This window comes from Burkholderia sp. BCC1047 (genome assembly GCF_902833155.1).
GTDB classification, from domain to species: domain Bacteria; phylum Pseudomonadota; class Gammaproteobacteria; order Burkholderiales; family Burkholderiaceae; genus Burkholderia; species Burkholderia sola.
This window is the reverse complement of the sequence record NZ_CADFEH010000031.1, coordinates 34,734-59,011: the sequence shown is the minus strand read 5'-3', so window position 1 is coordinate 59,011 and position 24,278 is coordinate 34,734. Positions and strand designations below refer to the sequence as shown.

29 protein-coding genes are annotated in these 24,278 nt (G+C 63.9%); 27 read left to right on the top strand and 2 right to left on the bottom strand.

What is annotated here, in order from left to right; all coding sequences use genetic code 11:
- Window positions 1-4 precede the first annotated feature (4 nt).
- The 4 genes from HWX55_RS27265 (at window position 5) to HWX55_RS27250 (ending at window position 4,228) form a co-directional block, all read left to right on the top strand.
- Entirely contained in the window at window positions 5-1,129 is a 1,125-nt protein-coding gene (locus HWX55_RS27265) for a DUF3396 domain-containing protein (protein WP_175977973.1), read from the top strand.
- Between the two features lie 143 nt (window positions 1,130-1,272).
- On the top strand, window positions 1,273-2,541 hold the full coding sequence (gene dcm / locus HWX55_RS27260) for a DNA (cytosine-5-)-methyltransferase (RefSeq protein ID WP_175977972.1): 1,269 nt from the start codon (window positions 1,273-1,275) through the stop codon (window positions 2,539-2,541).
- Window positions 2,541-2,987, top strand: a complete 447-nt coding sequence (gene vsr, locus HWX55_RS27255; protein WP_175977971.1) for a DNA mismatch endonuclease Vsr — start codon at window positions 2,541-2,543, stop codon at window positions 2,985-2,987. The genes dcm and vsr overlap by 1 nt, the downstream gene beginning before the upstream one ends.
- The gene (locus HWX55_RS27250; protein ID WP_175977970.1) at window positions 2,984-4,228 is read left to right on the top strand and encodes a type II restriction endonuclease; all 1,245 of its coding nucleotides are present in this window, start codon (window positions 2,984-2,986) and stop codon (window positions 4,226-4,228) included. The genes vsr and HWX55_RS27250 overlap by 4 nt, the downstream gene beginning before the upstream one ends.
- A gap of 429 nt (window positions 4,229-4,657) precedes the next feature.
- Here the strand turns inward: HWX55_RS27250 and HWX55_RS27245 are convergent, their stop codons facing one another.
- Both HWX55_RS27245 and HWX55_RS27240 read right to left on the bottom strand, forming a co-directional pair.
- On the bottom strand, window positions 4,658-5,710 hold the full coding sequence (locus HWX55_RS27245; protein ID WP_175977969.1) for a phage portal protein: 1,053 nt from the start codon (window positions 5,708-5,710) through the stop codon (window positions 4,658-4,660).
- Entirely contained in the window at window positions 5,700-7,460 is a 1,761-nt protein-coding gene (locus tag HWX55_RS27240; protein WP_175977968.1) for a terminase ATPase subunit family protein, read from the bottom strand. Before HWX55_RS27240 ends, HWX55_RS27245 begins: the two co-directional genes overlap by 11 nt.
- Window positions 7,461-7,604: 144 nt before the next feature.
- On the opposite strand from HWX55_RS27240, the gene HWX55_RS27235 reads away from it, so the two are divergent.
- The 23 genes from HWX55_RS27235 (at window position 7,605) to HWX55_RS27125 (ending at window position 24,251) form a co-directional block, all read left to right on the top strand.
- Entirely contained in the window at window positions 7,605-8,423 is an 819-nt protein-coding gene (locus HWX55_RS27235; RefSeq protein WP_175977967.1) for a GPO family capsid scaffolding protein, read from the top strand.
- A 36-nt stretch (window positions 8,424-8,459) separates the two neighbouring features.
- Window positions 8,460-9,479: a phage major capsid protein, P2 family gene (locus HWX55_RS27230; protein WP_175977966.1), complete on the top strand. Its 1,020-nt coding sequence runs from the start codon at window positions 8,460-8,462 to the stop codon at window positions 9,477-9,479.
- On the top strand, window positions 9,476-10,162 hold the full coding sequence (locus HWX55_RS27225) for a terminase endonuclease subunit (protein WP_175977965.1): 687 nt from the start codon (window positions 9,476-9,478) through the stop codon (window positions 10,160-10,162). The genes HWX55_RS27230 and HWX55_RS27225 overlap by 4 nt, the downstream gene beginning before the upstream one ends.
- Window positions 10,163-10,266: 104 nt before the next feature.
- Entirely contained in the window at window positions 10,267-10,749 is a 483-nt protein-coding gene (locus HWX55_RS27220; RefSeq protein WP_175977964.1) for a head completion/stabilization protein, read from the top strand.
- A complete protein-coding gene (locus tag HWX55_RS27215) occupies window positions 10,749-10,961 on the top strand; it encodes a tail protein X (RefSeq protein WP_175977963.1) in 213 nt (70 codons plus the stop codon). The genes HWX55_RS27220 and HWX55_RS27215 overlap by 1 nt, the downstream gene beginning before the upstream one ends.
- 2 nt (window positions 10,962-10,963) lie before the next feature.
- Window positions 10,964-11,338 carry a putative holin gene (locus HWX55_RS27210; protein WP_012327676.1) on the top strand — a complete coding sequence of 125 codons (375 nt, stop codon included), beginning with the start codon at window positions 10,964-10,966 and terminating at the stop codon, window positions 11,336-11,338.
- The gene (locus tag HWX55_RS27205; protein ID WP_175977962.1) at window positions 11,338-11,658 is read left to right on the top strand and encodes a phage holin family protein; all 321 of its coding nucleotides are present in this window, start codon (window positions 11,338-11,340) and stop codon (window positions 11,656-11,658) included. The genes HWX55_RS27210 and HWX55_RS27205 overlap by 1 nt, the downstream gene beginning before the upstream one ends.
- Window positions 11,651-12,451, top strand: coding sequence for an N-acetylmuramidase domain-containing protein (locus HWX55_RS27200; RefSeq protein WP_175977961.1), 801 nt, complete (start codon window positions 11,651-11,653; stop codon window positions 12,449-12,451). Before HWX55_RS27205 ends, HWX55_RS27200 begins: the two co-directional genes overlap by 8 nt.
- Window positions 12,448-12,951: a hypothetical protein gene (locus tag HWX55_RS27195; RefSeq protein WP_175977960.1), complete on the top strand. Its 504-nt coding sequence runs from the start codon at window positions 12,448-12,450 to the stop codon at window positions 12,949-12,951. The genes HWX55_RS27200 and HWX55_RS27195 overlap by 4 nt, the downstream gene beginning before the upstream one ends.
- Window positions 12,948-13,358 (top strand): phage tail protein, encoded by a 411-nt coding sequence (locus HWX55_RS27190; RefSeq protein WP_175977959.1) that lies wholly within the window; start codon window positions 12,948-12,950, stop codon window positions 13,356-13,358. The genes HWX55_RS27195 and HWX55_RS27190 overlap by 4 nt, the downstream gene beginning before the upstream one ends.
- Window positions 13,358-13,807 (top strand): phage virion morphogenesis protein, encoded by a 450-nt coding sequence (locus HWX55_RS27185; protein ID WP_175977958.1) that lies wholly within the window; start codon window positions 13,358-13,360, stop codon window positions 13,805-13,807. Before HWX55_RS27190 ends, HWX55_RS27185 begins: the two co-directional genes overlap by 1 nt.
- Before the next feature lie 225 nt (window positions 13,808-14,032).
- The gene (locus HWX55_RS27180) at window positions 14,033-14,677 is read left to right on the top strand and encodes a hypothetical protein (protein WP_175977957.1); all 645 of its coding nucleotides are present in this window, start codon (window positions 14,033-14,035) and stop codon (window positions 14,675-14,677) included.
- Window positions 14,678-14,936: 259 nt separating this feature from the next.
- Entirely contained in the window at window positions 14,937-15,641 is a 705-nt protein-coding gene (locus HWX55_RS27175) for a phage baseplate assembly protein V (protein ID WP_175977956.1), read from the top strand.
- A complete protein-coding gene (locus HWX55_RS27170) occupies window positions 15,638-15,988 on the top strand; it encodes a GPW/gp25 family protein (RefSeq protein WP_175977955.1) in 351 nt (116 codons plus the stop codon). Before HWX55_RS27175 ends, HWX55_RS27170 begins: the two co-directional genes overlap by 4 nt.
- On the top strand, window positions 15,985-16,890 hold the full coding sequence (locus tag HWX55_RS27165) for a baseplate J/gp47 family protein (protein ID WP_175977954.1): 906 nt from the start codon (window positions 15,985-15,987) through the stop codon (window positions 16,888-16,890). The genes HWX55_RS27170 and HWX55_RS27165 overlap by 4 nt, the downstream gene beginning before the upstream one ends.
- Window positions 16,883-17,434: a phage tail protein I gene (locus tag HWX55_RS27160; RefSeq protein WP_175977953.1), complete on the top strand. Its 552-nt coding sequence runs from the start codon at window positions 16,883-16,885 to the stop codon at window positions 17,432-17,434. Before HWX55_RS27165 ends, HWX55_RS27160 begins: the two co-directional genes overlap by 8 nt.
- A 5-nt stretch (window positions 17,435-17,439) precedes the next feature.
- Window positions 17,440-20,547 carry a phage tail protein gene (locus tag HWX55_RS27155; protein ID WP_175977952.1) on the top strand — a complete coding sequence of 1,036 codons (3,108 nt, stop codon included), beginning with the start codon at window positions 17,440-17,442 and terminating at the stop codon, window positions 20,545-20,547.
- Window positions 20,544-20,975: a tail fiber assembly protein gene (locus tag HWX55_RS27150; RefSeq protein ID WP_175977951.1), complete on the top strand. Its 432-nt coding sequence runs from the start codon at window positions 20,544-20,546 to the stop codon at window positions 20,973-20,975. The genes HWX55_RS27155 and HWX55_RS27150 overlap by 4 nt, the downstream gene beginning before the upstream one ends.
- 56 nt (window positions 20,976-21,031) lie before the next feature.
- Window positions 21,032-21,370, top strand: coding sequence for a hypothetical protein (locus HWX55_RS27145; protein ID WP_059454858.1), 339 nt, complete (start codon window positions 21,032-21,034; stop codon window positions 21,368-21,370).
- A 148-nt stretch (window positions 21,371-21,518) separates the two neighbouring features.
- On the top strand, window positions 21,519-21,701 hold the full coding sequence (locus tag HWX55_RS27140) for a Com family DNA-binding transcriptional regulator (RefSeq protein WP_175977950.1): 183 nt from the start codon (window positions 21,519-21,521) through the stop codon (window positions 21,699-21,701).
- The gene (locus HWX55_RS27135) at window positions 21,679-22,428 is read left to right on the top strand and encodes a site-specific DNA-methyltransferase (protein WP_175977949.1); all 750 of its coding nucleotides are present in this window, start codon (window positions 21,679-21,681) and stop codon (window positions 22,426-22,428) included. The genes HWX55_RS27140 and HWX55_RS27135 overlap by 23 nt, the downstream gene beginning before the upstream one ends.
- A gap of 111 nt (window positions 22,429-22,539) precedes the next feature.
- The gene (locus tag HWX55_RS27130; RefSeq protein WP_175977948.1) at window positions 22,540-23,712 is read left to right on the top strand and encodes a phage tail sheath protein; all 1,173 of its coding nucleotides are present in this window, start codon (window positions 22,540-22,542) and stop codon (window positions 23,710-23,712) included.
- A 29-nt stretch (window positions 23,713-23,741) separates the two neighbouring features.
- Window positions 23,742-24,251 carry a phage major tail tube protein gene (locus HWX55_RS27125; protein ID WP_175977947.1) on the top strand — a complete coding sequence of 170 codons (510 nt, stop codon included), beginning with the start codon at window positions 23,742-23,744 and terminating at the stop codon, window positions 24,249-24,251.
- Window positions 24,252-24,278: the final 27 nt, after the last annotated feature.

The window sequence follows — 24,278 nt, the reverse complement described above, 5'->3', positions numbered from 1 at the left end:
TACCATGACGAAAGACGAACTGACCGCATGGGCCAACGACCCCAAGCGCCGCGACACCCTGCCGTACGGACTGTTCGAGCCGGCCTATCAGAAGGGCATCGTAGGCGCTGCATTCGTGGTGCGTGGCGTCCTGTACTTCCGAAACGGCTACGCGGATTCCGTGCGCCAAGCGCTGGCGCGTTGCTACGACCGCTATCTCGACGTCATCACCAAGTACGAGGCAGCATTGGCGCAGGCCGAAGGTCGCGACGCGCCGAAGGTCGGCCCGATGCGATGGTTCTACGCAGAGGGTGAAGCGCCCGTCGCGTTTGACAAATCTCCCAGCCTCCTCGATCTGGCGAAGCGCCTGCCGAGTAGCGCCGCGCTCGTATCGACCACGACCAGCGCGGATCACAAGCTCGCGGCTGGCTTCTACGATTTCTCCGTGTTCTGCCTCGAAGACTGGGAAGCGAAGTTCGGGCGCAGCCTCGACGTCATGTCGTTCACCGTACCGCGCAGCTTCCTGCAGCTCGCCCCCGGCGCGTTTGAGCGCCTGTTTTCCGAGTTCGCGGATTGGCTGCGCCCCGTGCATGGACACGGCGGATACGCGGTCAACCTCCCCCCGATGGGGCGCGATCCGAACGAAGCGAGCGAGTATTTTTGGGCGCGGCAGTATGGGGCCGGCCTCGACGTCGGCAGTCCACGGCGCACGTGCGTGCGCGACCTGACCGACAAGTTGAAGACCGTCGACTGGCTGACCGCGATTGATGCAGATCTCGTTCGCAAGGCGGGCGGCGCCGCCGGGCTGATGCTGCCGCCCGACTGGTATCGAAAGACTCCTCTCGGCGATGGCGGGCTAATCATTCAGGCCGGGACAGAACCGCAAACGGGCGTATCGACGGGTGAAGGGCAACCGCCGGCGCCGCCGGCCGCGTACGTCCTACTGAACAAGGCACTGCGCGCCATCGTCGCCGACACGATCGACAGCTTGCAAGATGGCACGGTCAGCAGCACCGCCCCTCTTCTCAGCACCACCGTTGCGAGCGAAGCTTGGCTGCGGCGCTTCAATGTGCCGGACGACGAGCTCCCCGGCTACTGGATCGAGCTTCACAAGACGCCCCGACTGAGCAGCCAAGACGCGTCGAACTAGTGCCAGTGGGCGGCCTTGGGGTTCCGAGGCAGCCCACTGTTTCGTGGTTGGTCAATGGCCACGGCCGCCGACTATCGAAAAACCTGGACGATGGGACATTTAAAGGTCAAAATGTCCGCTAAAATACCCAGCGAGTACAACATATGACCCAGGCCCAACCACTCGAACTATTGAAACAGGCCCGTAGCCGCTTCACACAACGCGAAATCGCAGAACACGTTGGCAAGGACGCGAAGACCGTTCGGCGCTGGGAGAAGGGCGAAACGCCATGTCCGGCCATGCTCGAGCCCGCGTTGCGCGATATGCTGGAGACTGCGCAACCTAGCGGCGCAGGCGCGACCAATAACCGATTCCGCTTCATCGACCTGTTTGCTGGAATCGGCGGCATCCGCCTAGGGTTTGAGGCTCACGGTGGTGAATGCGTATTCACCAGCGAGTGGAATGATTTCTCGAAGAAGACCTACGTCGAAAACTTCGGCGACCACCATCCTTTCGTCGGCGACATCGTGCCGTTTCCTGCCGGAAATGTGCCGACCCACGACGTGCTGCTCGCTGGGTTCCCCTGCCAGCCGTTTAGCATCGCGGGGGTCAGCAAGAAGAACTCGCTAGGACGCCCGCACGGCTTCGAGTGCACAACTCAGGGGACGCTTTTTTTCGACGTTGCCCGCATCATCGCAAAGAAGCGGCCCGCAGCCTTCGTGTTGGAAAACGTGAAGAACCTGCTGTCGCACGATAAAGGCAACACTTTCGCCGTCATCTTGCAAACCCTGCGAGACGAGCTGAAGTATGACGTGCATTACAGAATCATTGATGGCCAGCACTTCACTCCACAGCACCGTGAGCGAATCGTCATCGTTGGATTTCGGGAGAAGACCGGCTTTTCATGGGACGATCTGCGCTTGCCTGCAGAAGGGCCTCGCCTCGCATCCATTCTGCACAAAACAGATGGCAGCGAGCCCGTGCTTCCGTGGGACGGTGAGAAATTCTTCGATCATGAAAAGCGCAAGGTGCAGTCGAAATACACGCTGACGCCGAATCTCTGGACCTACCTGCAAGCGTACGCCGAAAAACATCGCGCCGCGGGAAACGGCTTTGGTTTCGGAATGGCGTACCCGGAAAGCGTCACACGCACGCTATCGGCTCGGTATCACAAGGACGGCTCGGAAATTCTCGTCTATCAAGGCAAAGGTAAGCGTCCGCGCCGCTTGACTCCGCGAGAATGCGCGCGGCTTATGGGTTTTCCCGATACGTACAGAATCCCGGTGAGCGATACGCAAGCGTACCGGCAGTTTGGCAACAGCGTCGTGATGCCTGTGATGAAGGAAGTTGCTCGTATCATGGCGCCGCACATTCAGGCGCTCGTCGCCGAAGAGCGTGACGGTACTCCGTCGACCCTTCCACTTTTCACGTAATGGTTGACGTAGTCGACAGCGCCACCCGTAGCCGGATGATGTCCGGCATACGGGGACGCAATACGAAACCAGAAATTCTCATTCGCAGTCTGCTGCATCGTCAGGGCTTTAGATTTCGACTTCACGTTCGTGACTTGCCCGGAAAACCCGACATTGTGTTGCCGCGCTACCATGCGGTTATTTTCGTACACGGATGCTTCTGGCATGGACACGACTGCTCACTGTTTAAATGGCCCGGAACGCGCCCGGATTTCTGGCGCGAAAAAATAGGCCGTAACCGTGCCAATGACCATAAGGCACTGACCACTCTGCTTGCAGAAGGGTGGCGAGTAGGGATTGTTTGGGAATGCGCTCTACGCGGCGCAAACAAGGACATCGAGAGCGTTGCGAAGAGCCTTGCAGACTGGCTTGGCGGCGACGCGCCAACAACGGAGCTTCGGGGATGAAGCCGGGTTACCTGTCAGAATATTTTGAAGGGGTCGCTGCGAAGCGCTTAAGCGCGGTAGAAGCAGACGAAACACGCTCGAACCAGCATGAATATCAAGCCATCGCGCGCATGCTCGAATTCATGGGGCGTCCCGAAGAAAATACACGCCTGCCCGCGCGCTATGTTTACCTTGATGATGACGATCCCGATCCTATCGTCGAGGATGCCTTTCTGACGCTGTACAACTGCCGAAAGGGGCAGCTTCGTAACGGAAAACCGCGCAGCCCGGAGTTCCGGTTCTACTTTCCGACCACAACCGTCTCGCTGAACGCCAGCGAAGGTGATTTGCTGTTCATCGCCAAAAAGCGCGACGGCGGCTTGCTCGTCATCATTGCCGAAAACGGATCGAGTATCGGCCGCCAGATTGAATGGCTGTTTGGATTTGCCGATTTGGCTCACCCTGGATTCTCCGTAAAATCCGAGCTGGAAACCGAACAAGACCGTATCGAGTTCGCATCCCGCTTCATTCTCGAAAATATCGGCATTGCCGTTGAGGCATCCGAGGAAACTTATCTTGAAGAGATGTTGAAGCGTTTCGCTGGCCGCTTCCCAACTACTCGCGAATTCTCCGCTTACGCTCGCTCAACCCTGAAAGACCTGAACCCCAAAGATGCGCCGGACATGGTGCTGATGGCTTGGATGGAGCGTGAGGAAATCCTGTTCCGAACGCTTGAGCGTTACCTGATCGCCGACCGCCTTTCGCAAGGCTTTGCGGCCAATGCGAAATCCGGCGTTGATGTCGACGGCTTCCTGTCGTTTTCCCTTTCAGTCCAGAACCGTCGCAAGAGCCGCGTCGGTCTTGCCCTTGAGAATCACCTCGAACTCCTGTTTGCGGAATGCGGTATTCAATATGCGCGAACTGCAGTAACCGAGAACAAAGCCAAACCCGACTTCATCTTCCCTGGCTATGCCGCATATCACAATCCAGCATTCGATCCGTTGAAGCTGACCATGCTGGGGGTCAAGTCAACCTGCAAGGATAGATGGCGGCAAGTACTCGCCGAGGCGGATCGCATCGCTGATAAGCATCTGCTGACGCTTGAAACAGCAATTTCCACGCATCAAACCGACGAAATGCAGGCGAAGCGTCTACAGCTCGTCTTACCACGCAAGCTGCATGAAACCTACACAGCAACTCAACAACGTTGGTTGATGGACGTTGCCAGCTTTACCGAATTGGTAAGTGCCCGGCAGGCCTGACCGCATGATGCGAGGAACGCGATCTCGGGTCGAGTGCCTAGACTGCATAACTAGGGCGCATAAATCTGCATAGAAGAATCGGCCCGCCAACCGCCGCGCGGCCCGCGCCGAGCGACCCAGAGCGCCCGGCGCATGAGTGCATAAAAACCACTCGTTTTTGCGGGCAGGTGGGGCGGGGTCACAACTGCGCGCGCCAGGTCTGAAGCGTCATCCCAGGGACAGGGTGGGGCCCTTGGACCGGCGCCTCTGACGCGTCAGGCGCCCCGCCACGGCCCTGGACGGGCAGCTGCAGCCCTTGGGGGCGCATCCCGGCGGCGGCCGCTCTGAGGCGCCCTAATCCGCCGAGGCCCCGCACGAGCGACAGACGCAAAAAAGCCGCCGGCACCGAAGTGCCCGGCGGCTTTGCTTTGCCTGGTGTGCGCTCGGGCGTCAGCCCTTCGGCATCTCGAAGTCTCTGAACCGCACGACCTCGGTCCCGATCCAGTCGTTCAGCTCCCGGAGCCGCGCCTTCAGCGGCTCGATCTCGAGGCCATTGAATACCCCGGCCGCCTTCTCCACGTCACCAAACCCGCCCGCGTTCGACGGGATGATCCCCATCAGTTGCGGCGGCACTCGGTGCGCCGCGAGCTGATCCTCGACAGTCACCTTTTTGATGTTCCAGAACTCGTCCTTCGCCGCGACCTCACCGATCGGCAGGAGCTGGATGCCGTCCTTCTTTCCTTTCGGCGCGTACATGAACAGGTTCCGGAAGTTGCCCGGCCCCTTCGCGTTCTTCAGCGCCGTACGCAGATTGTCGACGTCCTCCTGACGCTCGGCCGCATCGGTCATGTACATGATGAAGCCGGCGTGGCTGCCGTTCTTGTAGTAGCGCCGGCGGAACAGCGTCGCGCTTTCGTTCAGCCAGGTCGAGTTCAACGCCGACAGGTATTCGGGTAGCCCGTAGATCTCCTGGTTCAGGTCCGGCTCGTACAGGTGATAGACCGCGCCCTTCGGGAACGCATACGGCTCGCGCACGTTCGTCACGAACCAGTATTGATCCGGCTCGACGCCGACCCGCGTGTACTTCGCAAGCGACGACTTCAGCGCCATCGGTTTGCCGAGCTGGTTCGTGCGCAGCTCGAGGTAGCTGTTCGCGAAGACCAGGTACTCGAGCACGAACCGACTGAAGTCGGCCCGCGACAGCAGCGGATGCTCGATGTACGACTGCACAAGGATGTTGCGCTTCACGTAGATGGCCGAGCTGTGATGCGGCGCGGCCCGGAACGAGCGCGCGAGCCCGTCGAGCGGCAGCGGTGGCTCATACCAGTTTCCCATCCGCATGCACTCGACATAGTCGAGCAGCTCGCGCCGATCCATCACTTCGATCGGATCGCCAAACGAAAAAGCCTCTGCGCGCGGCGCCGGCGCCGACGTCGAATCGGCTGCCGGCTCGGCGCGGCTATGCGTGCGGCGCCCGGCGCCGCGTCGATACTTACCTGCCATCAAAAATCTCCATGAATCCGGTATTGGTGCCCGTGGCGCCCTCGAGTGGCTCATTGGCGAGCGCGTGCATGCACGCCCAGGCCAGGTCGCCGTGGCTCGCCTCTTCGGATCGGCTTGCCTTGTACGTGACCTGCAGCCCGCTGGGCGTGATCGTCTTCTTGATCGCCATGAACGAAGCGGCGAGATCCTTCCACCCCGTGTCGAACTCGATCCGGCCCTTGCGGATCACGTTCTGCGCCTTCATCACGAGCGCGGTCTTGATCTCGACCGAGTAGTGGAACGCCGTCGCGGCCGGGAAAAACTTCGTGACGAGCTGATAGACGCCCTGCCCGATCCCTGTCGTGTCGATGCCGATGTAGGTCACGCGGTAGCGCCTGGTCAGCGCCTCGATCTGCGCGGCCTGCGCTTCGAAGTCCAGACCGTGCCACTGGAACCGCTCGAGCACGCGGAATTTCCCGCCGGGGTACTTCGGCGGCGCCAGCACGACGCAGCCCGCGCTGTCGCCCGTGTGCGACGGGTCGTAACCGATCCACACCTCTTCGTCGCCGAACGGGCGCATGTACAGCGGCTTGAAGTCGTCCCACACCTCCCACGTGTCGACCATGCACGTCTGCAACGTCGCGAGCGGAAAGACCGACAGCGAATCGTCGATGAACTGGCACAGCAGCAGGTTCGCGTATTCGTCCGCGCTGTATTCGAGCTTCAGGCGCTCGAGGTCGAACAGGTTGCAGCCGCCGCGCACGGCATCCTCGACGGTCACGATCTGCCGATACTGGCCGTCCGCGCACGCGCGGCCTGCCGCGAGCGCAGCGTTCGAGATGTCGATCGAAACGCGCTGATCCTTCGGTCGGCCGCGGTTGAACAGCGCACCGGACCAGAACGGGTACGCATCGTGCGCGAGACTCGACGGTGTCGAAAAATACGTCTGTCGCCATTGCGAATGAATCGCCATACCGGACGCAACCTTGCGCAGGTCCTGGAAGCGCGGCACCCAGAAATACTCGTCGAAATACAGGTTGCCGTGATAGCTCTGCGCGGTGCGCGCGTTCGTCCCGAGGAAGTACAGCGTCGCGCCGTTCGGCAACACCATCGGATCGCCGCGCAGCTCGACGCCAACCGCATCCTTCGCGAACTGGACAATGTATTGCCGGAACACGTGCGCCTGCGCCTTGCTGGCCGACAGAAAAATCTGATTGCGGCCGGTGTTCAGCGCATCGAGCAGCGCCTCGCGTGCGAAGTACCAGGTCGCGCCAATCTGCCGGCTCTTGAGGATGTTGCGAATGCGCTCTTTGAAGCCTGCCCGATACCAGGTGCGCTGATAGTCGAAGATCGATTCGAGGAACGCATCGTTCAACTTCTCGATCTGCTCTTCGCTGAACGCGTTGCGATCGTCCGAGCTGCGTGACCGGCGCGTGCCGCCCGTGCTCCCGGATTCGCTCACCTTCGCGTCGTTCGCTGGGCGCGATCGCAACCTGTCGAGCTGACGCGTCAGCAGGTCGATCTCCTTGTAGTCGCGCCCTTCCTTCGCCTCCTTCGTGACGAGCTTTATCAACTGCGCTTCGATCGTCATGTTGACGCGATCGATCGGTTCCGTCTCGTCCCATCCATCGCGCTTTTTCCAGCTATAGAGCGTGGCAGGCTTCACGCCGAGCAGCTCGGCGATACGCGCGATGCGATACCCCTGCCAGTACAGGTCGCGTGCGCGTCGGCGTGGATCAACGTCGGTTGAATCGATGGGAAGTGCAGTCATGCAGCAAGGCTACCGACGCGCGCGCGTAGGCCCTACTGCACACGGTTGTATCGGTTGCGCGCACAACCAACATGCGTTGCGACGTCGGTTCGAACTGCCGACACTGGAATCCCTGAACACAGCCCCCTCTCAGCGGATTCGCACATGGCACAGGACGCAAAGAAGACGAAGTTTTTCCGGATCGCGACCGAAGGCGCGACGACGGACGGCCGCACGATCGATCGCGCGATGCTCGAACAGATGGCGAGCAGCTACGACCCGAAGACGTACGGCGCACGCATCAACATGGAACACATTCGCGGCTACACCCCGGATGGCACGTTCCGCGCGTATGGCGACGTGATCGCACTCAAGGCCGAAGAGCAAGACGGCAAGATGCGTTTGCTCGCGCAGCTCTCCCCGACGAAAGACCTGGTCGCAATGACCACGGAGCAACGCCAGAAGGTCTACACGTCGATGGAGGTCGACCCGGACTTCGCCGACACCGGCGAGGCGTACCTGGTCGGCCTGGCCGTCACCGACAACCCGGCGAGTCTTGGCACCGACATGCTCGCCTTCAGCGCGAAGCACAAGACATTCGACACGCGTAAGCAACGCCCGGAAAACCTCTTCAGCGCTGCCGTCGAAGCCGACATCGAGATCGAGGACGACGCACCGCGCACCAACGACGCAGGCAAGTCGCTGTTCTCGAAGGTGCGCGGCCTGCTGAACCGAAAGGAAGCCTCCGACGACCAGCGTTTTTCCGACCTGTCGCAATCGGTCGTCGCGCTCGCCGAAAGCCAGAGCCAGGTGCTCGAGCAGCTCGAGAAGTTCAACACGAATTTCGATGAACTGAAGCGGGCGCAGAAGGACGGCGACAAACGCCACAGCGACCTGGTCCAGAAGCTGTCGCGTACCGACAGCAGCGAGCAACAGCGGCCGATGTCGACGGGCAGCGACAGCGGGGCGCAGACCGACTGCTAACCGACCCTCATCCCATTTTCGAAAGACGGAGAACCCATGCGGAACACTACCCGCGAGCAGTACAACCGGTACCTGGCCCGCATCCAGGAACTGAACGGCGTCGGCGATGCGACGAAGAAGTTTTCGGTCGTGCCGAGCGTGCAGCAAACGCTCGAAACCAAAATTCAGGAATCGAGCAGCTTCCTCGGCCGCATCAACATCCACGGCGTCGAGGAAATGGAAGGCGAGAAGATCGGCCTCGGCGTGTCCGGGCCGATCGCAAGCCGAACCGATACGACCAAGCGCGCGCGTGAGACTCGCGACGTCTCGGCACTCGACAACCAGAAATATCGCTGCGAGAAGACGGACTACGACACCCATATTCGCTACCAGCAGCTCGACGCGTGGGCGAAGTTCCCGGATTTTCAGGCGCGCGTGCGCGATTCCATCATCGTGCGCCAGGCGCTCGATCGCATCATGATCGGCTGGAACGGCGTCAAGGTTGCGGCCGACACCGATCTCAACGCGAACCCGCTGCTGCAGGACGTGAACATCGGCTGGCTGCAGCAGTACCGCAACAACGCGAAACAACGCGTGTTCTCGGGCGTGAAGATCGGCAAGGGTGCGGAATTCAAGAATCTCGACGCGGTCGTTTCGCTCGCGCGCAACGAGTTCCTCGACCCGTGGTACGCCGAAGACCCGAATCTCGTCGTGATCTGCGGCCGCGAGCTGCTCCAGGACAAGTATTTCCCGCTCATCAACCAGGCGCAGCCGTCGACCGAAACGCTCGCAACCGACATCGTCGTCTCGCAGAAACGTATCGGCAACCTGCCGGCCGTCAGCGTTCCGTACTTCCCGGCTCATGCGCTGATGGTCACGCGCCTGGACAACCTGTCGATCTACTGGCAAATCAGTGCGCGCCGGCGTTCGCTGAAGGAAGTGCCCGAGCGCGATCGCATCGAGAACTATGAAAGCTCGAACGACGCGTACGTGATCGAGCAGTACGGCGCGGGCTGCGTGGTCGAAGACATCCAGCTCGTCGACGCTGCCCCGGCTGCTCCGCAGGGTGGCGCATGACGAACCCGTTCCGCCAACACTTCCAGCGCACCGTCGCGGCCACGGCCGCGCGCGGTACGCCGACGAGTGTCGGCGGGCTGCGCGACGACTCGGCGTACACGCTGATGCTCGCGCAGCTCGACGAACACCGCCGGGCGCTGAAGGCCGTCGAGTCGCTCGAGCGCAAGGCCGACCTGAAGCGGCAGTTTCTACCCGCATACGACGCGTGGGTCGCCGGCGTGCTGGACGGCGCGGCCGGCGCACAGGACGACGTGCTGATGACGATCATGGTGTGGCGCATCGACGTCGGCGACTACCAGGGCGCGCTCGAGATCGGCGCGTACGCGCTGCAGCACGCTCTCCCGCTGCCCGACCAGTACAAACGCAGCACGCCGTGTCTGCTCGTCGAGGAATTCGCCGAGGCCGCGCTGCGCGCCCATCGCGCCGGCGATGCGATCCAGGTCGAGCCGCTCGTCGAGATCGAGCGGCTCACGGCAACGTCCGACATGCCCGACGAAGTGCGCGCGAAGCTGCACAAGGCGATCGGCTACGGTCTCTCCGATTCCGATCCCGCGCGTGCACTCGACCATCTACGCCGCGCGTTGCAGCTCTTCGCGAACGTCGGCGTGAAGAAAGACATCGAGCGGCTCGAGCGCGAGCTGAAGAATTCCGCCACCGGGGGCCAGTCCGGCCCCGGTGGCTGACACCGAGCGTACCCCGCGCACCAGGCGGCACGGGGCCGTAGCCGGCACTGTCCGCGCGAAAGCCCCGTCCACCGCCTCACCCTCTCAACCCGACGAGCCCGACCATGACCTTTGTCTCGACCCCGCCGCTGTCGCGTGTGCCGGCGGAAACGGAGTCAGCCAAGCCGATCAAGAACGATCCGTTCTACCCGGACGTGTCGCTCGAGCATGCGCGCGACACGATGCGCCTCGACGGTTCCGTCACCGATGCACGCCTGCGGCACGAGCTGCTCGCCGCGATCGCGAGCGTGAACGACGAGCTGCGCAGCGCCCGCGCGGCGTGGCGCGATGCCGGCATCGTGCGGCTCGCCGACGTGCCGGCCGACCGGCTCGACGACGAAAGCGTCCTGCTGCAGCACTACCGGCGCGCCGTGTACTGCCTGGCGAAGGCGACGCTCATCGAGCGGTACCGCGATTACGACACGACGGCCGACGGTGCGCGCCGCGCCGACGAGCTCGAGCCGCAGGGCGACGAGCTGCGCCGCGACGCCCGGTGGGCAATCAGCGACATCGTCGACCAGCCGCGCGTCACCGTGGAGCTGATCTGATGGAGGTGCGCGCGCTGCAGGGCGAAACCGTCGATGCGCTGTGCTGGCGCGTGCTCGGCCGCACGCGCGGCGTCGTCGAAACGGTGCTCGACCTCAACCGGGACCTGGCGCAGTACGGCCCGATCCTGCCTCACGGGCTGCTCGTCGAGCTGCCCGACGAAGTACCGCAAGCGGCGCAATCCGGCGCCGAGCGGCTCCAGTTATGGGACTGAGAATGGCTGAACCTATTTCCACGTCGTCCGCGACGGTCGCGGCGCTCGGCGTCGCCACGCTGTCGCTGTTTCCGGGCGTCGACGCCAACGTCGTCATGGGCGCGTTCGCCGGCTCGCTGCTGTTCGTGATGACGGCCGCCGACCCGTCGATTCCGAAGCGCATCGCGTTCTTCGTGATCTCGTTCGTCGCCGGTTGCCTCACGGCCGAGCTGTTCGCCGCCGCGCTCGACGCGGTGCTGCCGGCCCGCGTTGAGGTGCACGCCGGCATCGGCGCGCTGATCGCGTCCGCACTCGTCGTGAAACTGCTGCTGTGGCTGATCGCCCAGGCCGACGCGCCCGACCGGCTGCTGAACGTGTTCAAGGGGAGGGAAAAGTAATGCTCACGATCCTCTACGTGCTGCTGTGCGCCGCGCTCGCGCTGCGCCTGGTGCTGTTCCGTCGCGGCACGAGCGCCCATCGGCCGCTCGCGTCGTGCCTAGCCTACGCGATCGCGGTCGCCGCCGGCGCGGCGCCGATCCGCGCGGCATTCGGCATGCTGCCGCCGGCGAACCTCGCCGACACGGTGCTGGTCGGCGTCCTATGCCTGGCCGTGTACGGTGTGCGCGGCAACGTCGTCGAGCTGTTCCACCGTGGCAACCCGCGAGACTCGCTGATCGCGCGCGTGCTGCAATTCAAGGTGTGGGGGCGCCATGTATAAGACCCTTCGCCCGGGCGACCGTGGCGCGGACGTCGGCTACCTGCAGCGCCAGCTCGTCGCCACCGGCGCACGCATCGACACCGACGCGATCTACGGCAGCGCAACCCGTAGCGCCGTGATGGCGTTCCAGACATCGCACGGCCTGGTCGCCGACGGCATCGCCGGCTCGAAGACCTGGTCGACGCTCGCGGCTGGTCGGCGCGACCCGCGACACCTGACCGACGCGGATCTGCAACGCGCGGCCGATCGGCTGCAGGTCGATCTCGCGGCCGTGCGCGCCGTCAACGAAGTGGAATCGCACGGCGCCGGCTTCTTGCCGGACGGCCGACCCGTGATCCTGTACGAACGGCACATCATGTACCGCCAGCTCGCGGCGGCCGGCATGGACGCGGACGCGCTGGCGGCGAAGTATCCGGCCCTGGTCAACCCGAAGCGCGGCGGCTACGCCGGCGACGCGGCGGAATATGCGCGCCTGGCAAGCGCGTCGCAGATTTCGGCCGCGTGCGCGCTCGAGGCGACGAGCTGGGGCGCGTTTCAAATCATGGGGTTCCACTGGAAGGCGCTCGGCTACCCGCACGTGTTCGCGTTCGTCGACGCAATGAAGGTCAGCGAGGCCGAGCAGCTCGAGGCGTTCGTCCGTTTCATCCTCGCCGACAAGACGCTGCTCGCCGCACTGCGCGGCCGAAAGTGGGCGAAGTTCGCCGAGCTGTACAACGGCCGCGCATACGCCGAAAACCTGTACGACGTGAAACTCGAACGGGCGTTTGACCGCTACAGCCGGGCGGCCGCGTGACGACCGGCGCCCGCATCTTCGTCGTCGGCGCGATCGCGCTGGCCACCGCGGTCGTCGTCATCGCGATCCAGCATGCGCGCCTGGTCGACGCCGGCCAGCGCGTCGACGATCTCGCGCGCGACATGCGCGCGCGGACGGCCGAGCGCGATGCGGCACGCCGTGACGTCAAAATCATCACGCAGTACGTCGACCGCGTCCAGGTCGTCCGCGAAAAGGGCGACACCATCATCAAGGAGGTTCCCGTCTATGTCGATCGCGAAGCCGATCGCGCTTGTACTGTCCCTGTCGGCTTTGTCCGCGTGCACGACGGCGCCATCGCCAACGTGCCGGTGGGCGATCCCGGAAACGCTGATGCGGCCCCCTCGGGCGTTGCGCTCTCTGCCGTCGCCGCCACCGTCGCCGGCAACTACACCACCTGTCACGAAAACGCCGAGCAGTTGATCGCGCTGCAGGCGCGCGTGCGCGATCTCGACGAGCCGCAGGAGGAACCAGCCCCATGAACAAGCCCGACAGCCTGCGCACGGCGCTCACCGCCGCCCTGCCCGAGTTCGCGCGCAATCCCGACCGGCTGCACATCTTCATCGAACACGGGTCGATTGCCGTCACCGCTGCGAAGTCTCTGTCGTTCGAGTATGCGTACACGCTCGACATCGTCGTAACCGACTACGCCGGCCATTCGGATCACCTGATGGTGCCGATCATCGCCTGGCTGAAGATCCACCAGCCCGAGCTGCTGTTGAACCGCGACCTCTGCCGAGACGGGTTCAAGTTCCAGGCGGAGATGCTCGACAACGGCAAATCCGACGTCGAGATTCTCCTGAAGCTAACCGAGCGCGTCGGCGTCATCGAGCAGCCGGACGGCTACGAGATTCGCCACTTCGGCGAGCCGCCGATCGCGGGGGCCTGATGGTCGACCGACTGTCCCGCGCCGAGGAATGGGCGTCCGGCCTGCTCGGTCAGCTCACGAGCGCGCAGCGTGCGGTCCTGGCGAAAGGGCTGGCCGTCGAGCTGCGCCGGCGTCACTCGCGACGCATCGCCGAGGCGCGCAACCCGGACGGCAGCCGGTACGAGCCTCGCAAGCCGCAGGCCCGCCGCAAGAAGGGCCGCATCCGGCGCGCGATGTTCGCAAAGCTGCGCACCGCGCGTTTCCTCAAAACCGCGTCGACCGCCGACGCCTCGGTCCTGCATTTCACGCGCCAGGTCGAGCGCATTGCACGCGTCCACCAGGAGGGCCTGCGCGATCGCGTCGAGCGCAACGGCCCGGTAGTCCAGTATCCAGCGCGCGAGCTGCTGGGTCTCGCCGACGCCGACGTCGCCACCATCGCCGACCTCATCCTCGATCACCTGTCGCGGTAGTGCGACATGCAGCAGGTATTCGTCGTCATCCGTCAGCCCAAACCTACGTCGGACCGGCTTCAGCCATAAGCTGCCGGTCACGAATTGCGGCTTTCAGGTACGCCCGTACAGACTTCGTATCTTGACGAGACAAAGCGCTGAAGGGCCAGCGCGTATTAATGTTCTCTAGCTTTTACGATGCCTCATACAGATATGGCACTATCCGGGCATCCACTCGGAGGCAATATGTCTAATCCAGTTGCCCTTGCAATTTCGGTTCTTGCACTGTTCGTGTCGGCAACGACGGCTTGGCTGACGCTCTTTCGACGCGGTACTGTGCTCATGACGCAGCCCACCGTGATCTTCTTCGGGCCTGATGTGCCTCGCTCCCGAGGGCGAGCGCCATTGCCGAAGGTCTTTTTTCGGACACTGATATTTTCCACATCTAAACGCGGGCGAATCATCGAGAGCATGCATGTGGCCGTTCATCGGAACGAGACACACCAGACATTTAACATCTGGGTGCACGGCGACGAAAAGCTCGTAAGGGGCAGTGGCCTGTTCGTTGGTGAAATAGGCGTCGGGGCAAACCACCACTTTCTTACGCCTGAAGACGGCGGTCACTTTAGGTTCACCGCCGGACACTATCGGCTCGAAGTCTTCGCGCGGATACTCGGTGATCGACACCACAAGCTGCTATTCACCCAGGAGCTTGAGATTACATCGCAAATTGCCGCTTCGTTAGAGACACCGAGGGCAGGCTTGTATTTCGACTGGGGCGCCGACTCTGCGACATACCTGCCGCACGTCGAGACCCGTGAACCATCTGACCCGGACGCGATGCAAGCGCTGCTGACGCAGTTCGCGACGGGCCGCGAGTCCAAACCCTAAACTAGGTAGATAGCGCTGTTTTGACTGAACGTCCGCTTCAGGGCATTCTGATCCGCATCTCGAATTTCCGCTTCGGGTCGCAGCCGGCCAATCGAAGGCAGACCGCTGCGCTGCCTCGCCAGCGCTGACATCGCCGCCACCTCCAACCTGACCATCAATCCCCCGTCGCGGTAGCGCGCGCGGCCGGGTTTGGTTGTCGCCCGGCCCTGTACAACCTCCAGCGCGTGACCCGCTCCCGCGCGCGCGGCATCCTCGGTGCATGGATGATTTTGCTGACCTGAACCGCCGCATCGAGAACCTGCTTCGCGAAGGCACCGTGATCGAAGTCGATCACAATGCCCGCCGCGTACGCGTGGAATCCGGCGGCCTGCAAACCGACTGGATTCGCTGGCTCGCGCAGCGCACGGGCGACAGCATCACATGGGACCCGCCGTCCGAGGGCGAGCCTGGGCTGCTGTTCTGTCCGTCCGGCGAGCCGACAACCGGCCTCTTTATCCCTGGCGTCTATTGCGACGGCCACGATGCGCCCAGCTCGAGCCCGACGCAGCACGTCCGCGTCTACAAGGACAAGGCGCGCATCTCGTATGACTTTGCATCGCATTCGCTCATGGCCGAGCTGCCGGCTGGGGCGACCGTGCGTGTCGCCGCGCCGGTCAGCGTCACGGTCGAAACCAAAACCGCAACCGTCAAGGCGAAATCCGTCACGCTCGACGCCGACGATACGACCGTGACCGGCTCGCTGCTCGTGAAGGGACCGCTCACGTTCGAATCGGGCGCGACCGGCAAGAATGGGGGCGGCGCTGGCGGCGGCCCCGTGATCGAGATTCAGGGCAGCGCGCACCTCACCGGCACCGTGACCGCCGACGTCGACGTGCGGTCGCAAGGCGTCAGCCTGGTAACGCACCCGCACCAGGCGCAGGGCGAATTCGCCAAGACCTCGAAGCCGATCGCGGGTGGCGCATGATCGGCATGAACGCACGCACCGGCCGCGCGATCGCCGGCCAGGCCCACATCGAGCAGTCCGTCGCGGACATCCTGTTCACGCCGCTCGGCACGCGAGTGGAACGCCGTGAATACGGCTCGCTCCTGCCCGAACTGATCGACGGCCCGGTCAATCCAGTGATGCGCATGCGCGTGATGGCGGCGTCCGTCATGGCGCTGGCCCGATGGGAACCGCGCATCCAGGTCAACCAGGTGGACTTTGGTAGCACCGGCATCGACGGCGGCGCCGTGCTCGAGCTGCAAGGCGAGCGCGCGGGCACCGCCTTCTCCATGCGCCTGCCGGCGACGAACGGACGAGGTGCTGCATGAGAACCACGCCGATCGATCTGTCGCAGCTCCCCGCCCCGGATATCGTCGACGAACTCGACTATGAAACGATCCTGGCCGAGAAAAAAGCACGCCTGATCTCGCTGTATCCGAAGGAACAGCAGGACGACATTGCGGCCACGCTCGAGCTCGAATCGGAGCCGATGGTGAAGCTGCTGCAGGAAGGCGCGTACGAAAAAATGCTGCTGCTCGCGCTCATCAATGAGAAGGCGCGCGGCATCCTGCTCGCGTACGCGAAACGGACCACGCTCGAGCACATCGGCGCCCTCTTCGACGTCGACCGTCTGCTGATCTCGCCGGGGGACCCCGACCAGGGCATCGATCCTGTCTACGAGGACGACGACAGCCTGCGCGAGCGCATCCAGCTCGCGCCGCGCGGTTTCTCCGTCGCTGGCCCCGACGACGCGTACGTGTTCCATGCGCGCGCCGCTGACGGGCGCGTGAAAGCGGCGACCGCCTACAGCCCGTCGCCGTGCGTGATGATCGTCACGGTTCTGTCTCGCGAAGGCGACGGCACGGCGAGCCAGGAGCTGATCGACATCGTCAAAAAGGCGCTGGAGAAGAAGCGGCCGCAGGCCGACGAGGTCATCGTGCAGAGCGCGAAGATCGTGCCGTACGCTATCCGCGCGACGCTGCGCTTCTTCAACGGCCCGGACCGCGCTGTCGCGCTCGCGGAAGCGAAGAAGAAGACGCTGCAGTTCGCCGAATCGATGCACCGGCCGGGTTCCGAGGTCACGAAGGACGGCCTGTACGCGTCGATGCGCGTCGCCGGCGTCCAGAAGGTGCTGCTCGACACGCCGGCCGAAGGCGTGCCAATCGCGATCGACCAGGCGCCGTACTGCACGGGTATCGAGCTGACGGACGGTGGGGTGGCCGATGACTAAGCCGGCCATCTCCCTGCTGCCGCCGAACGCGACCGTGCTCGAGCGGCGCCTGGCCCAAGCCAACGCGGACGTGCTCGACATCCCGGTCGAGATCGACACGCTGATGGATCCGGATCGAATCCCGCTGCGCTTCCTGCCCTGGCTCGCCTGGCACATGGGCGTCGATACGTGGCGCGACGAATGGCCCGAGCAGATAAAGCGCGCACGCGTGAAATCCGCGATCCGGATCGCCCGCAAAAAGGGCACGGCCGACGCCGTGCGCGACGTGTGCGCGTCGTTCGGCGCGAACGTCGTCATGCGCGAGTGGTTCGAGAAGACGCCGCGCGGCGTGCCTGGCACGTTCGAGATCGTGATGACGGTCGGCGCACGCGACGGCGTGCCGGCCACCGCGCAGTACGTCAACGACATCCGCGCCGAGGTCGATCGCGCGAAGCGCGGCACTGCCCACTACACCTTCACGCAGGGCTTCAGCATGCACGGCCCGATTGGCGTCGCATGTGGCGTACGCGCGGCCGTTTATCGCCGCCTCTCTCTCACGGATTAACGAACATGGCTGGAAACCTCATCTACATCACGGACGCCGGCCGCGCCGCACTGGTGGCGCCGGGCAACACCGGGACCACCGCGCGCCAGGTAACGCAGATTGGCCTCGCCACGGCGGCTTTCGTCTTCAAGCCGGACATGACCGCGCTGCCGAGCGAGCTGAAGCGCATCACGACGTTCGGCGGTGATACCGTCGGGAAAGACACGATCCACATCGTGATCCAGGACGACAGCGCGGACCAGTACACGCTTTACGGTTTCGGGCTGTACCTCGACAACGGCGTGCTGTTCGGCGTCTATGTGCAGAACGATCCGATCCTCGAAAAAGCGGCGACCTCGATGCTGCTGCTGGCCGCCGATACCGTGTTCGTGTCGATCGACGTGACGAAACTGGTGTTCGGGCCGACGTCGTTCCTCAATCCGCCGGCGACCACCGAGCGCAAGGGCGTCGTCGAGCTGGCGACGCAGGCCGAGGTCGACGACGGTGCGGACGACACGCGCGCCGTGACGCCGAAGACCGCAGCCGCGCGATACGCGCCGCTCGTGCGGCCGCAGCTCACCGGCCCGGTCAGCGTCACGTCGACGGCGACGGACCAGGACGCGCAGCTCGCCGTCGCGGCGACATCGGGCGCTCTCAACCGTGCGGCGAAGATCCGCTTTCACGGTACTTTCGCTGCCGGCACGGCGGACACCAACGCTCGCCTCATCGCATCGATCCGCGCCGGCTACGATGGCGGCACGTGGGGCCGGGAGTACCTCGACTTCTGGATCAACCGCGCGCCCAACGACTCCAACAGCGACGCGAATCAGGTTCGCGCCATGCGGATCACGTACGGCGGCCGCCTTCTTGTCGGCAACCGCGACGATGACGGCACGAACGTGTTTCAGGTCGCAGGTAACGGCACGTTCTCCGGCGGCATCACCAGTTCGGGCCTCGATGCCGGCGGGGCAAACATCCGACTGCGCAACGGCCGCGATGTCCTGCTGCGCAACGATGGCTCGAACTTCTACCTTCTGCTGACCAACAACAGCGACCCCGGCGCATCGTGGAACGGTTTTCGGCCGCTGACCGTCAACGTCGTCACGGGCGCCGTGATGCTGGACGATACCGGCGCCGGGACGTATGTCGGCGGCCAGCTGGCCGTCAAGGGCATGCTCAACGTCAGCAATGGCCCCAATGAGGCTCGCATGCTGCTCGGACCGAGCGGCGGATACTTCTTCGGCACCGCGAATGCGGCCGGCTTCTACCTCCCGTCGACGGGCGCGATGTTCGCGTTCGACTTCGCGAAGAAGAACCTGGTCGTCGTCGGGAACGAGGTGTGGAACGCAGGCAATCTGCCGAAGCCGGCCCAGACCACGGGCTTCACGATGTCCGGGCAGATATTGGCCGCCGAGGGAAGCGTGGACAGGCCCGGCATCGCGTTCGTGAACGACGGCGCGCCGGATACTGGCTTCTTCCATATTGCGGACGGCGTGTTCGCGGTCACGAACAACGGACGCGAAACGATGCGGTTTCTCGCCGGCGATACCAATCGCGTTCTCATCGGACCGCCGGCCGACGACGGCAGCATGTTGCAGGTCAGCGGCAACGCGGTCACGCGTGGGCTGCATCGGTTCGGCAACGGCAAAACGACCGCATGGGCCAACAGCGGTGGTGATTGGGGTTACTTTCGCTCGAACGGCAACGTCTCGGTCGGCAGCGAAGGTTCGACCGGCATGCTGCAACTGGTCGCGGGCAATGCCCAAGCTGCGTTGCTGGTTCCCGGCGGTCGGATGACGATCGGCCGGACGGAAGACGACGGTGTCAACGCGGCGCAGGTAGGTGGAAGCGTGCGGGCATTGAACTACTTCATCAACGGCCAGGGTGTCGGTGATTCTGGCCTGGTTGGGATCTACAACGGGGCCAACGGGCCGAACATCGGTTTCTACGGCAGCGCGACAGTTGGCGCAGGTGCCGTCACGTTCAGCACGGGAGGGACCGAGCGAGCGCGCATCAGCGCGGCCGGAAACCTCTTGATCGGGACAACAGCTGATGATGGCGCGAACAAGCTGCAAATCGCCGGCGCGGCGAGGCTCGCAGGTGCCTTGTATTCGGCCGCCGCGATCATCGACAGCGGAGCTGGTTGGAGCACGATCTACCTGAAGAACGGCGGGAAAAACCGCTGGACGATCGGCAAATCCGATACAGACGATTTCGCACTCAGCGCGTTTGACGACGACGGTGTCACGCAGCGTCGCGTACTGAATATTCCGCGCGCCTCGCAGGTGGCCAGTTTCGTGAAGCGTCCGACATGGGCCGGCGCGATTCCGTGGGACAGCATGAACGTCACGCCTCTCGACAAGAACGCCGGGGGTCAAGTCAATGCAAACGTGACGCTGTACGGAGCCGGCGACTACGGGTCGCAGCTCGTCTTCAACTCGAACGGGTACACGCCGCGAATTCAGGTGCAGGCGTCGGCGGCGAAGTGGATGGTCACGAACGGCGCGAACACCGTTGCCAACCTGACAGTCACCGAAGCGGGGACGGTCATCGCGCACGGCGAGTTGCAGGCTGCCGACGGCGCAGTCCGCGTTACCACGGATGGAAACCTGTACGGGAGCCTGTGGGGCGGATGGCTATCGAACCACCTACCGGCCAATTACGTCAGCCGCGCCGGCAGCACGATGTGGGGTCGCCTGACGCTCGCGCGGGATGGATGGGATGCGGACCTTGGCCTACGTGCCGCCGATGGCGCACAGACGTACCTGCGCGCGCGGCGCGCTGGCGGCATTGAACTCATCAACAACGCGTACAACGCAGTCACATGGTCGGTAGACGACTGGGGCACGATGTACATGCGCGGCCAGCAGATTCTCAACACGGACGGGAACCTGTTCTGCTCGTATCGCGGCGCGTGGATGAACGCCATCCTCGACGATCTGTACAACCGTGACAACACGAAGGCCAACGCCGGTGCGCGCGTGCAGTGGGATTCCGGCGTGAACAATTTCGGCACGGTCGACCGGCTCAACGGTGCACTACCCGCGCCGTGGGTCGTTTGCGGCCTGAGCGGTCCGGGCAACGGCACGGCCAATGCGATCACTGTCTACGGCGTAGTTTTGAGGAACCAATGACGAACTCGAACACCATGCTCCACGTCGAGCAAGCGGCTTTCATTCTGGCGAAGAAATTTCCGAAGCTTGCGCGCTGCGTCGATTACTGGGTCTCGCACCCGGTTGATGAGAAAACACTGAAGCAGACGAAATCGGCATGGGTGCCGATCTGGTACTCGCGCGACATTCCGCAGCCGACACCGGTAGACCTGTTGAACTGGTGGCCGGAATTCGAAGCGGAATACGAACTGACGATCGACGCGCCCGAGCGCGTACGCAAAGAGCGCGACGCGCTGCTCGCCGAAGCCGATCGGTTGGTCGAGCGCGCGGCGGACACCGGCGACGCCGATCGCGAAGCCGCCCTTCGGCGCTATCGCGCTGCGCTGCGGGACGTACCGCAGCAGGCAGGCTTTCCGCTCGACGTCGTCTGGCCGCAGTTGCCCGCGTAGTCGCGCATCACCACAAACCGCAGTCCCGTTTCATTTTTTATTTCCAGGAATCGAACATGGCAATCAAGAAAGCACTCGTTCTCGAATCGACCGGCGCGCAGGCGTCCTATCACGTTATCAGCAACGTCGCGATCGACGCGGCGTCGAAGTTCACGAGCGGGACGATCCAGAGCTACGTATCGGAAGCGACGTTCAAGGCAGGGAAACAGCCGCTGCAGGGCGGCGTCACGATTTTCGTGTCGGGCATGCCGGAAGCCGACGAGGGTGCGTTCGCATACATCCAGCGGCGACTCGTGGAACCGAAGCCCGATGGTGATGCCGGGAATGCGGACGGATCGATGATGTACGGCTCGACCGACCGCTACATGCTGGCCGGCGGCGAATACGTTGCGTAACGCGCCATAGGAAGAAAAGGACGCGGCGACGTGCGCGATGCAGGAACATCGTGCACGCCCCGCACCAGCAGAGCACGCCTGCAGGATTGGCCAGGGCCGCGACACCTCTCGAGAGGCGCCGGCATCCTAGCACAGCAGGAATCACACCATGCAGGACATCCGATGCGGAAGCTGTAACCGCAAACTCGGCGCCGGCGAATACGTCCGGCTCACCATCAAATGCCCGCGTTGCGGCGCAATGAATATTCTGAGGGCCGCGAGCCCCTTACCCGCAGGCCACCGAGCCTCCGATACAAGGGATTCGCCCCATGCAACACACTCTATCCGCTGATCTGATCAACCGCGTGCATCAGGCAGACGCCCTGAGCGTCATGCGTGCGCTGCCCGATGCGTGCGTCGACCTGGTCTTCACCGATCCACCCTACTCGTCCGGCGGCACCACGAGCGCTTCGCGCAGCCAGGCGCCGTCGAGCAAGTACATCGGCGGCGACGTGAAGACCGTCTATCCTGAATTCCAGCACGACACCAAGGACCAGCGCTCCTGGACGTTCTGGTGCATGACCTGGCTTGCGGAAGCCTATCGCGTCTGCCGCAACGAAGCGCACCTGGCCTGCTTCGTCGACTGGCGCCAGTTGCCGAGCCTCACCGATGCGATCCAGGCCGCCGGCTTCACCTGGCGCGGCGTCGCCGTATGGGACAAGACCAGCGGCCGCACGCGGCCGCGCATGGGCGGCTTCGCGCAGCAGACCGAATTCCTGGTCTGGGCGACCAAGGGCGCCGTGCGCCGCGCCGACGTGTATCTGCCTGGCGTGTTCTCCGAGCGCCTCGCGCATCCGAAACGCCATATGACCGAGAAGCCCGCCCAACTTGCACGCGACGTCGTGCGCCTGGCGCCGGCCGGCGGCGTCGTCCTGGACCCGTTCGCTGGGTCCGGCACGTTCCTCGCCGCAGCGAAGGAGGCCGGCTTGAACTGGATCGGTTGCGAGCTCGAGCCGACCTATCATCAGGTCGCGACCGCGCGCCTGGCCGAGCTGGACGAGCTGCCCGTAGCCGCGTAGCGACACCCTGCAGCGGCTTCGGTTGTGCCCTGCCGCTGCACAACCTCCCGCACGTGATCTCCGCGCGCGCGGAAGGCAATCTTTCGGAAGGCTCACTTCCGGGAGAAAAGCTTGCCTTCTGATTACCACCACGGCGTACGCGTCATTGAAATCAATGACGGTACGCGCCCCATCCGCACGGTCAGCACGGCCGTGATCGGCCTGGTCAGCACCGGCGACGATGCCGACGCGACCACCTTCCCCGAAAACCGTGCCGTCCTCATCACAGACGTGCGCTCCGCAATCGGCCGCGCCGGCACGAAGGGCACGCTCGCGCGTTCGCTCGACGCGATCGCGGCGCAGACCTCGCCGCTGATCGTCGCCGTGCGCGTGCCGACCGGCAAGGACGCGGACGCAACGACCAGCAACGTGATCGGCACGACGACCGCGGACGGCCAGTACACCGGCATCAAGGCGCTGCTCGCTGCGCATACCCGCCTGGGCGTCAAACCGCGCGTGCTCGGCTGTCCGGGCCTCGACACGTTGCCGGTCGCGACCGAGCTGGCGACGGTTGCTCAACAGTTGCGCGGCTTCGCATACGTCAACGCTTTCGGTGCGAAAACGAAAGAAGAGGCCGTCGCCTACCGCGCGAATTTCGGTCAGCGCGAGCTGATGACGATCTGGCCGGACTTCGTGAACTGGAACACCACGAGCAACGCCGAGGACATCACCTGGGCCACGGCACGCGCGCTCGGCATGCGCGCAAAGATCGACGAAGAGACAGGCTGGCACAAGACGATCTCGAACGTCGTCGTGAACGGCGTCACCGGCATCAGCCGCGACGTGTTCTGGGACCTGCAGGACCCGAACACCGACGCCGGCTACCTGAACAGCCACGACGTCACCACGATCGTGAACGCGAATGGTTACCGTCTGTGGGGATCGCGCACCTGTTCTGAGGACAAGCTGTGGGCGTTCGAGAACTACGTGCGCAGCGCGCAAGTGATCGCCGACACGATGGCCGAGGCGCACCTGTGGGCGGTCGACCAGCCGATGAGCCGGACGCTGATCCGCGACATCGTCGACGGCGTGAACTCGAAGTTCCGCGCGTGGAAAACGGCCGGCTACCTGATCGACGGTGAGTGCTGGTTCGACCCGGCCGCCAACGAGAAGGATTCGCTCAAGGCCGGGCAGGGCTTCCTCGACTACGACTTCTGCCCGACCCCGCCGCTCGAAAACCTGACGTTCCGCCAGCGGATCACGGATCGCTACCTGCTCAAGTTCGCGGAAAGCATCGCCGTTTGACGGCCCGCCACTCACCATAGGAAAACGCAATGGCTCTGCCATCCAAACTCAAGAATTTCAACGTGTTCGAGGACGGCGTCTCGTTCGTCGGTGAGGTGCCCGAGATCCAGTTGCCGAAGCTCACACGCAAGATGGAGGCGTATCGCGGCGGCGGCATGAACGCCGAGGTCGACATCGACCTTGGCATGGAGAAGCTCGAGCTGGGCCTCACGATGGGCGGCTTCATGAAGGAAATGTTCAAGACGTGGGGCACGTCGAAGATCGACGGCGTCTCCGTACGCTTCGCCGGCTCCTATCAACGCGACGACACCGAAGAAACCGACGCGGTCGAGGTCTACGTGCGCGGCCGCTACAAGGAAATCGACCCCGGCAAGGCCAAGGCCGGCGACAACGCCGACCAGACCGGCACCATGTCGCTCGCGTATTACCGCCTCGTCGTCAACGGCGAAACCCTGATCGAGATCGACATCCCCAACTTCGTCGAGATCGTCGGCGGCGTCGATCGCCTCGCCCAGCAGCGCCGCGCACTCGGCCTGTAACCCATCACCCGCACCCTCTAAGGAATG